This window comes from Desulfovermiculus halophilus DSM 18834 (assembly GCF_000620765.1).
Taxonomy (GTDB): Bacteria; Desulfobacterota; Desulfovibrionia; order Desulfovibrionales; family Desulfothermaceae; genus Desulfovermiculus; species Desulfovermiculus halophilus.
The window spans coordinates 237,873-247,652 of sequence record NZ_JIAK01000006.1 but is presented as its reverse complement, the minus strand read 5'-3'; the positions used below and the strand labels follow the sequence as shown (position 1 = coordinate 247,652).

The window sequence follows — 9,780 nt, the reverse complement described above, 5'->3', positions numbered from 1 at the left end:
CATCATTGGACCGGTATAAGATTGAAAACCAGTTCAGAGTCAGCAAGGATCCTTTTCAGGTCCGGGTCAATCCCATATTTCACTGGACTGACGGCAAAATCCGTTGTCACCTCTTGACCTGCATGATCGCCTTAACCGCTTTACGCCTGTTGGAGCTCAAATTCGATAACAAGTACACCTCCAAGGTGATTATGGAAGAGATGCACGACTTCGACTGTGTGCTCACCTGGCACCAAGGAGCCAAAACACCGGAGCTCGGTTTGGAGACCCCGAATGAGTTTCAGACCGAGATCCTAAAGGGCATGGGCTATGTAATCCAAGACGCATGGGTTCTACAGGCGCAATAGTAATTTTGTAATCTATTTCAGGGTGTAAGGTGGTGCGCGCTAATTCATTCCTGAAAGTCGAGTCCGAGACCGATAAAACGAGAAAAAAATATATACCAAACGACTTCAAAGGTAGACCGTTTTTCTGATGCTATCTTCATTTCATAACATATTCTTTGCTGAAAATATTCCTTTAGTATTTTATATTGCTTTTTATAAGTTATATACAATTGTTCACATACAGCAAGAACATGACACAAAATCTTTTGTGACTCTCTCTTCGCAAAAAACAATAACTCTACCATCTTTTTAATTTCCTGAAGCTTTTTATTTGATGAGCCAGAAAAATATACTTTCAAATGCTTATCGTTATCAAATAACTCAGATATGAATTTTTCTAATATACTTGTTCCTGGATGTCTTCTGTGTATTTCTAATGCAACAAGAAGAGTATGCTCAAAAAGCTTGAAACTTATTTTTTTCTTATCTCTTATGCTGTAAGGAAAATATTCTCTATCATGTTTTCTGTATACTTCATCAGGTAATTTTAGTATCGATGTTTTCTTCTCATTTATAACTAAATTATATTCTTGTAATACATCAGCAATTTCTTGCAAGATCTTTTGACCATCTTCTTCTGATGAACAAAGAAAGCGGTAGTCATCCTTAAATCGTGCAGCTTGAAAATCGACCTTTTTATCTATCCTTCTTGATACATTAACATCTACCCCTGATAACACAATTTCCGCAATGAAATCAGTCAAAGCAGGACCCACGGGTATGCCATTTGTTCTACCATCATTAGAATATTGAAGAAGCCGATCAACCTTATTACCCAACAGGTTAAAACATTTATCAACTAAAGATCCTTCTCTTCCGTGTAAAGACCATGGTATGGTGTGGGTATAGATTGATGAATAAAAATTAGAGATGTCTGTTCTGGCTATAAACTGATACTTACCAGCATCAAGAACCATATCATTTTCTGCCATCGACAACCATTCATAAATCATTCGACCAGCACGTATACGACCAACTCGTCCTTTATTTTTCTTTGTCACAGGAATTGGATTGCTGTATGAGTATATTCTTTGTTCATCATGAAATAAATGATCAATAAGTAAATCCCAATTCTCATAAAAATGGAATACTATGTCATGATAATTCCATGGATGGATTATACCAAATTCGCGAGATGTTAAGAGTGTCTTTGGATATGATATCTTTGCAATCTGCCTGCGAGTCAGATCTGAAAGTTCCTTATTATAAGGTTCTTCTAACAACTTAAAATCTGATACCTTAAATGATGGAGGCAATACATAACGCTCAGGAAAATATCCCTCCTTGAGAAACCAATATGCAACTTCAGTGGGCGGGATTTTCTTTAAAAGAGACTTTGTTTCAAGAAAATGCTCTTTTAGATGCTCTCTTAAATGCATTTTTAGCCTTTGCACTTGTTACTTGTCGCTTCTCGAGTTATCGCTATAAACTCCTCTCTCCCCACAAACTCATTCTCCCCCGTCTCTTCCACCACCGGAAACAAAGGATTCCCCGGAGACCAGAGCTCTGTGCTTTCCGGATTCTGGTCAAAGTAGTCTGCATCTGTGGTCACCCGGACCCGATACTTCATGCCGGGGCGAAGGTATGAGAATTCCTTGTTGCCCAGTTTTTCGACTTCCAGGCCTGGCGGCAGGAGATGGGGTTTCTCCAGGATGGCTCCCAGATCGTGCAGGGTGTACGGCGGGTCAGGACGAACCGGCTCTTCCAGATCCTGATCGGTAATGTCGTCCAGATCCAGGCCGCCCTTACCGGCATCCTTGACCTGCTGCTCAATCTCGGAGAGCAGGTTTTCCTTGGCCTGATCCTGGTCGCCCTGTGCCCCTAGGGTCACCTGAGCAATGGCCCCAGGCAGCTTGGCCAGAATGGGCTGCAAACGACCGACAAAAGTCTGAAAGAGTTGGATGCGCTCCCGCAAGGCCAGGTAGATGTCCGTTTCCACTGTGTCTTCATAGTGTAGATTAACGATTTGGATCTGCTCAAATTCCTGTCCCAAGCGGTCTATGCGCCCGATGCGCTGCTCCACCTTCATCGGGTTCCAGGGCATATCGTAATTGACGACAGCCCCGCAGAATTGAAAGTTCAATCCCTCAGCCGCAGCATCGGTACAGAGCATGACCTCAGCCTGCCGGTTGGCAAAAAGCTTCTTGGTCGCGTCCCTGGTGATGTGCTCCCATTGCCCGTCACTGCCCAAAACCTCGCCTCCCCGGCCGGAGAAGCAGATCACTTTGCCGGGCATATCCTTGACAATCTCCTGGCGCAGAAAATCCATACTGTCTGTGTACTGAGTATAGACCATGACCTGAGGGTAGCCCCTATCCCTGAGTTCCTGGATGACCTCTTTGAGGACCTGGACCTTTGTATCCGGGGCCAGTTTTTTGATGTTCGCAAGCAACGTGCGGATATCGGTGCATTCTTCTGAAGCCAGGGCCGCAGTCTCCAATTCTGCCGCTTCCTGGGCGTCCATGACCTCTTCGCTCAGTTCATCGTCCAGGATATCTTCCTGTACCTGCTCCTGGTCCCGCCGGCTGAGATCAAACCGTCTCTCCAGAGCATCAACCCTTTGCTGTAGGGTCCTTTGCAGGGCATAGAAGCTGCTGGCCAGGCGGCGGCGATATATGGTCATCACAAAGCCCATGGCCGTTCGTTTGTCCGGGGAAGTGTTGTTGTAGGTGCTGGATATGTAGTTTTCCATATCTTCATACACCTGACGCTCGGCCCCACTCATGGGCACAAACCGGTCCCTCACCTCTCGCTGGGCGATTCTGGCGCTGAGCTTTCCTTTGCTGGCGTAGGTCCGCAAAAGCTCCCGGGTATGTCTGGAAATCAACCGTTTGATAGGCGAATTGGCCTTCATGACAGTCACGGCCGCTTTACGTTCCGGGGTCTCCAGCTTGCGCAGGGGAATGGTGGCTGTATCCCGCAAGGCCCGCAGAATCTTGCGGGCTTTCATCTTGCTCCCGCCCGGAACATAGGATTGGATCTGCTCTTCGGATACAGGGCCATAGTCTCGCTCCATAGCCCGGAACATGGCTGCCATGCCGGCCATTTCCTTGTCCCCGGGCAGGGGATGGGAAGCGTATTCAAAAAAGCGAAGAAAAGCATCTGCATGCCATTCTCTGGGCAGGCCGAACAGGCTGAGCAGGTCCCAGACCTCAATGGGGCTGACCTGCATGGGAGTGGCAGTCAGCAGGATAAGACCCTGAGTTTGGTCTTTGAGGCGCTGCATAAGCCGCAGGAGCTGGTTGGGGCGATCGTCTGTACCCACTCCTCCGCCCTTGCGCCGGGCATGATGAGCCTCGTCCACTACGATCAGATCCCAGGGCTGTGCCTCGTACAAAAGCTCCTGTGCCCGATCCTGACGGCGCATAAGGTGGCTGGAGGCCAAAACACAGGGTTCTTTATGCCAGTCTTTGCGGGTCACTGGCCGTTGCCAGTCATCGGACATGGCCGGGGAAGGAAACCAGGACAGGGTTCGGCCATCATAAATTGGCCAGTTCAGATTAAACTTTTCCCGCAGCTCAATCTGCCACTGCCGGAGTACGGCCTTGGGGGCCAAAACCAAAATCCGCTTGGCCTGTCCTGCCAGCCAGCCCTGACGCAGAACCATACCGGCCTGGATGGTCTTGCCCAGGCCCACTTCATCGGCAATGAGCAGCTTGGGCGGCCAGATATGGTACATGCGCTGAAAGGCTCTGATCTGGTGCGGCCAAGGGGTTACTGCACTGGTGGCCTCACCCGTCCGCTCTCCACCATCAGGCCAAGCAGGAGCGGATTGGATGTATTGCCAGACAATTCGCCTGGGATCAGCAATGGATTCTGGTTCTGAGGCGGGTTCTTTTTCAGTTTGCCCGTATTCTTGGAAATCATCAGCAGCCACAAGCCGCTGGGGCAGGGCGTCTTCGGCAGGCATGAACTTGAAGAGTTCACCGTGCAGGGCCTGGGGTATGTCGACCACCAAAGCCCGTTTGGACCTATCCGCCCAAAGGCTCTGAAAGCTTTTTTCTTCAGCATCAACATGCCCGCAGGTTCCGGTCCAGGAGGTAAAGACGTGGAAGCTATCCCAATTTTGTCGCCACCCTCGCTCTGTCTCATTGATGCTGCCATTGAATGCCAACCGGTCTCCGGTCTTGTCCTCGATTATGCCTGCTTTTTCATGAAATATGGCTTCGCTGGCCACTGGACGGCGATTTGAGTCACAGGGAACGGCCACCTTCACATCCAAATAGCCTTTAGCCACCATCCAGGCTAACAGCTCCAGGGCGTTAATTGTATCTTTATCCCTGGGCTGCAAGGGCATCCCGGCCATTTTGTTCTCCAGGGCCTGGCGCAGCTCTACTCCTTTGCTGATTGCCTGCAATTCTGCTTCGCCCAAGGTACAGCCCACAATCAGCCGCATACGCCCCTGGTTGCGGATCAGCCCTTCCACTCCCCGGGCAGCGGCAGCCAAGGCCCCGGCAGTGAAATACCCAGTGGTTCGGTCATAGCGAACAGCACACTCCAGGGCCGGGATGTAAAACCGGGTGAGCAGGTCACCATCTTCCACTGTATATTTGATCTTCCATTCGTGGTCAGAAAGCAGAGTCAAACCAAAGCTCCATTAGCAACAAACATCACGCATACATGAGCCGTCCCCTGGGCTCAGGGATAGGTCGGCCAAGCTCCCGGGCTGTTTCTATCCATTCTTCAATGACCACCTGAGCATTAGCCACAGCTTCTTCATAGGATTGCCCATCAGCCATGCACCCTGGAAGCTCCGGAACCTCAACCAAAAAGGCTTCGTCCTCCTGACTCCAGTAGATGATCATTTCGTATTTGTTATCCATTATTGTTCTCCAACTTGAAGGTCATACCTCAAAATAACATATCTTACTTGCCGCACTTGGTAAGATTTTACTTTCGCTCCTTTAGGCTGGAGGTTTAAGATTTCCTCCACGCCCTCCCGGGTAAAAATATGATGATCACCCCGTATTCTTTCATCAAACCCAAGACGCCTCAAGAGGCGGCATAGCTCGGTAAAGGAGATATTGGCATCCCCTTTTTTCAACAGGATGTACTCATAGAGTTTCTGATCTTTGTCCATGAAGATAACGCAAGAGATTATAGTTATGAAGTTACTCCCCCGCCTCCCACAAACTCAACTGCCGTGGCCGATAGACCTTTTCCCCAAAAGCAAGGTGACGCAGCTTTTCCAGGGCCTCAAAGTCCCCGGCTGCCGGCAGAACAGCATCTGCCGGAGCAAAACCGACAAAGGCCTCTGAAGGCGGCAAAACCTCCAGCACGGCAGACATGGACTTAAGGAATGCCGGATCCTGATCCACTCCGGTTTTGGCCAGCATCTCTCTGGCCGCGGCTAGGGTCTTGGTTCTGGCAATATATGCGGCATGGTGCAGGGCATCCAACATGGCCCGGGAGCCGTCAGTTGCTCCCAAGCTTCCTTTGGCCGCCCTGGTTTCGCTATCCCAGATAATGACATCGCTGGTCTTCTTCTCAGCCACAGTGCCGATAATGTCCCGATCCATATCCAGTCCCACCACCCGGGCCAGGCGCAGGGCTTCATCGTAGGGAAAACGGGGAGCCTGAAAGGCGTCCCAGGCCAGGACAAACCACTCAGTCAAAGGATCCAGCTCAGCCTGGCGCTGGATGGTAGTCAGCTGTTCCATACGCCAGTTCTTCACCTCCCGGCGGGCGGCATCCAGGGCATCCTCCGGCGAGGTAGCGTAGGGATCAAAAGGTGCGTCCAAGGCCTTGCCCTTGCCGTTGCTCGTCTTGGCCTTGGGCTGCCCGCGCTGAATGGGCCAGTGCCCGGAAAATTCCTCCAGGGCTGGACCGAAACTGGACAGATACAGATCCACACCTTTGATCCCGGCGGCCTGAAAATCCTGAATCCGGCTGCGCACCGCAGATCTGACCCTGGGTTCCAGGTCCTCCCAGAACAGGACCTCGTCATCGTCTGAGCGCTCCGGCCTGGGCCGACAGACCAGAAATATGGTCGAGTTGGCCGCGGACTTGTCCTTGATGTGCATGGATCCCTCGGCCTCGGTATTGATGGGCCAGCTGGCGGTGATAATGAACCCGGCCTCCATCAGCCCCTTGGTCAAAGCGTCCCAGGCCCCGGTGGCCTTGTGGGTGAACATCAGGGTCATGATCCCATCAAATTTGAGCACCCTGCGGCATTCGGCAAAAATGGCGGCCATTCTTTCCCGGTAGTCCTCATTCGCCAAAGCCCCGGCTCCCTTTTCTCCCTTGAACTTGGCCGGATTGGCCACAGCCTCGTTTTCTTTGTCTGTGAGCGGGCGGCGGAAATACTCTGGATAGATATGCCCGGCTGTACGCTTGAGCCAGACGTAGAAGAAGTCCGAGAGCTCGGCGTACATGACGTTGTTGTAGTACGGCGGGTCCATGACCACCACATCCACGGACTGATCGTCCAAATGATCCAGGGAGTCGGCGGAATTGCAGGTCACAGTGATCGAAGGAGGGGTATAGTTTTCTGTTGTGGGGAGTTGGACCTGCTGCTGCCCTTTTCGAGTCTTTTTGGCCTGAACATCCGGTCGGGCCAGGTCAATGAGTTCTGCTAAGGATTTCGCTGTAGCTTCTAAAACCCAATCATAGCCAATACCTGTAATAAGAGGAGCCATTTCAGCAAACGACCATTTTAATGGAAAGCCGTGGACATGAAATGTGTGGGCCATTCTAAGTTTTGATAGCTCCCAAGTGCATTGCTTTGAATTCCAGTCAATGCACTTATCGATGGCTAGCGCCAAATATCCAAAAGCCGCCTTTGTGGCCTCGGAGAATCCAGGCTTTTCCTTTTCTTGTTCATAAAGCTCGCGGAAGACTTCCACGCTGGTGCCGTGACACAAAAGCTGGCGGGGAGAGAACAGGTCGCGCCACAGAGGCATACCGTATTGAATGGGCCTGGTATCGTTCCCGTCCTCCGGAAACCTTTCATTTGGCACAACATCCAGCGCCTCCCACTCCGGCAGCTTTTCATCCAAGGCCTGCTGGACCTTGTCCTGCACTTCATCTTCCGACCTGGGTGCCCGGTATCCACGAACCCATTTTTCCCGCTCCCGGCCGGTCTTGGTTTTGGATACAACCCGCTCCTTGTAGACCACAGCAAAGAGCTGCTCTCCCATGTCTCCGGCCTGAGCCTGGGCCTTGACCTCGTCGCCGTCGATGACCCGGCCACAGTCAGGAAACGGGCAGGTCGCCCGGCCCTTGGCCACTGTGCCTTCAGACTGATCCTTGGCCTTGTCCACGATCTCAAAGCGGCAAAATCGGTCTGGACTATTCGGTCCGCCATTAATCTGGGGCGAGAGTCGCACACCAGTCCCGTCTGGGGCCAGCCTCCAGTTGGGAGACAAGGGGATGAGACCGTCGCAGTAGGGGCAGGTGATGGTTCTGGCCCAAAGGTAGCCATCAGGACGGCAATTTTCTTGCGGTTCAGGTGAAAAATATTCTTGCAGTCTGCTACGTACCTCTGAAACAAATACTTGACCAATACACTCAAACTCTTTGAGGATTTTCAAACCATCCAATAAGGGCCATTCCAGGGTTGCTTTTTCAACGATCGCAGCTATTGGATTAAGATCATTCGCTTCAGTAGATAAACCCAAACGGATACTTTCAAAGGGGATACTTCCCCCACCAGCAGTTGGATCAAGTATTAAGGGATTTTTGATACCAATTCTCGATGCTTCATAACTCATCCATTCCTTTTCTTGTGCAGATGGTGAGTAGGTAAACGCCCGAGGATATCCATATGCATCAGCACCTAATCTTTTACCCTCTCTATTGGCCTTGGCTATATTGATCTTCGCCTGTATCGGATCCCCATGAATCCCCAAGGCATGCACAAACTTCTCTTTATCGGCATCTTCAGGCAGCACAGAGGCCAGAATTGCCGCCCGGGAGGCAACTAAAGGCCGCCTGGCCCACCAGACATGGAGTCTGTTGGGAGCAGGATATGGGGTCATGGGGGTACGTTCACGCAGGCTTTCAATCCCCAACTCAGCTATGGGCAGCCAGTTCTCAATCAGGCGTTTGGACATGGTTATTCTCAATCTTGTTGAATGTTTATTCTAACTCGATCCACATCGGTATCGGTATCGAAATCGAAATCGGGATCGATAGCGTCCGATACCGATCGCGATCGCGATACCGACTACGAGGGTTAGGCTGGCGTCTGGTGGTCCGAAAAAATAACCTTGTAGTCCACAAAACAGCGTTTCATGAACCACAAATCAATTTGTGGATAATACATGATCCACAAAATCATCCCCGTGTTCCGCTGCCCGCAACAAAGATGGCAGGGCGAGAACAGCTGAGCGACGTCCTCCACTACGTATAACCTCCTGAATAATTTGCTCTTTCTTTAGAATCCTCAATATCCTTTTTAAACTTCCTTCAGGGATTAAGGGTTCATTGATGAAATCCGAACTCTTGAAAATCGGCCGCTGAAAAATCCAGTCCAAGGCGTGGATAGCGTACTGGGAATGGGTCAATTGAGCAAAACGGTGCTTGAGTGAATCATACAGGCTTAAGATGGCCTGGGCCTTGCGCAGATTATCCTCAGCCTGGGCCTGGACAGCCTGAAGAAAGAACATGCTCCACCCTGTCCAATCATTATCCCGGGAGACAGCCAAGAGCCGCTCGTAATATCCATCGCGTCTGGCTTCAAAATAAGCGCTGATATAAAACATAGGGCTGGAAATGAGCCCGACCTGAGCCATGAACAGAGGCACAAACATCCGTCCCAATCGGCCATTCCCATCCAAGAAAGGATGCAGGGCTTCAAATTCTGCATGAAGCAAAGCTAACTGAACGAGCTTATCCTGAGCCTGGGCATGGATGTATTCTTCCCATATCCGCATGGCATCCGGGAGCTTTTCAGCTGAAATAGGTACAAACGTGGCCTCTTCAAAGCTGCATCCTGGAGAGCCAATCCAGTTCGGACCTTTTCTGTATTCTCCCGGTGATCTGCCCGTCCCCCGCACTCCTTGCAAGAGGACTTCATGCGCCCCCTTAATCACTCTTTGACAAAGGGGCAGTTCTTTGAGCATATCCAGCGCAGCATGCATAGCCCGCCGGTAATTCAAAATCTCACCGATATCCTCTTTGCGCTCTGGGCTGAATCTGGAGCTGTCCTGTTCTGCCTCGTATTCCAAAACTTCGCCAAAGGTGGCCTGGGTTCCCTCAATTCTGGAGGACAGCACTGCTTCCTGAGTCATAAGCGGCGTCAGGAGGACATTGGCATTGGGTACAGCGGACAAGATACCATCATACCTGGCTACTGCTGCGTTGGCAGGACCAATAAATGGTATGAGGCGGGACCAGTCCAATTCAGGAGGTGGAAATTTGCCTTCATGATAATACACCGGCCTTGGCATGC

General features: G+C 50.8%; 6 protein-coding genes and 2 pseudogenes. 1 reads left to right on the top strand and 7 read right to left on the bottom strand.

Translation table 11 applies throughout. From position 1 onward, the window contains the following. Window positions 1-347, top strand: a pseudogene (locus N902_RS19900) (IS1634 family transposase); the annotation flags it as partial. 44 nt (window positions 348-391) lie between these two features. On the opposite strand, the gene N902_RS16225 reads toward N902_RS19900, so the two are convergent. From N902_RS16225 to N902_RS0103565, 7 genes and pseudogenes are all read right to left on the bottom strand, one after another. Further along, window positions 392-1,765, bottom strand: coding sequence for an RNA-directed DNA polymerase (locus N902_RS16225; protein WP_084287698.1), 1,374 nt, complete (start codon window positions 1,763-1,765; stop codon window positions 392-394). Window positions 1,766-1,767: 2 nt separating this feature from the next. Continuing rightward, window positions 1,768-4,971, bottom strand: coding sequence for an SNF2-related protein (locus tag N902_RS0103585; RefSeq protein WP_027369821.1), 3,204 nt, complete (start codon window positions 4,969-4,971; stop codon window positions 1,768-1,770). 25 nt (window positions 4,972-4,996) lie between these two features. Continuing rightward, window positions 4,997-5,209: a type II toxin-antitoxin system HicB family antitoxin gene (locus N902_RS0103580; protein WP_027369820.1), complete on the bottom strand. Its 213-nt coding sequence runs from the start codon at window positions 5,207-5,209 to the stop codon at window positions 4,997-4,999. Continuing rightward, the gene (locus N902_RS0103575) at window positions 5,209-5,466 is read right to left on the bottom strand and encodes a type II toxin-antitoxin system HicA family toxin (protein ID WP_027369819.1); all 258 of its coding nucleotides are present in this window, start codon (window positions 5,464-5,466) and stop codon (window positions 5,209-5,211) included. The genes N902_RS0103580 and N902_RS0103575 overlap by 1 nt, the downstream gene beginning before the upstream one ends. Before the next feature lie 31 nt (window positions 5,467-5,497). Beyond that, window positions 5,498-7,714, bottom strand: a complete 2,217-nt coding sequence (locus tag N902_RS0103570) for a DUF1156 domain-containing protein (protein ID WP_244147365.1) — start codon at window positions 7,712-7,714, stop codon at window positions 5,498-5,500. 561 nt (window positions 7,715-8,275) lie between these two features. Continuing rightward, a pseudogene (locus N902_RS20605) lies at window positions 8,276-8,440 on the bottom strand (DUF1156 domain-containing protein); the annotation flags it as partial. Window positions 8,441-8,632: 192 nt separating this feature from the next. Continuing rightward, the gene (locus N902_RS0103565) at window positions 8,633-9,778 is read right to left on the bottom strand and encodes a Fic family protein (protein ID WP_027369817.1); all 1,146 of its coding nucleotides are present in this window, start codon (window positions 9,776-9,778) and stop codon (window positions 8,633-8,635) included. Between the last annotated feature and the right edge of the window lie 2 nt (window positions 9,779-9,780).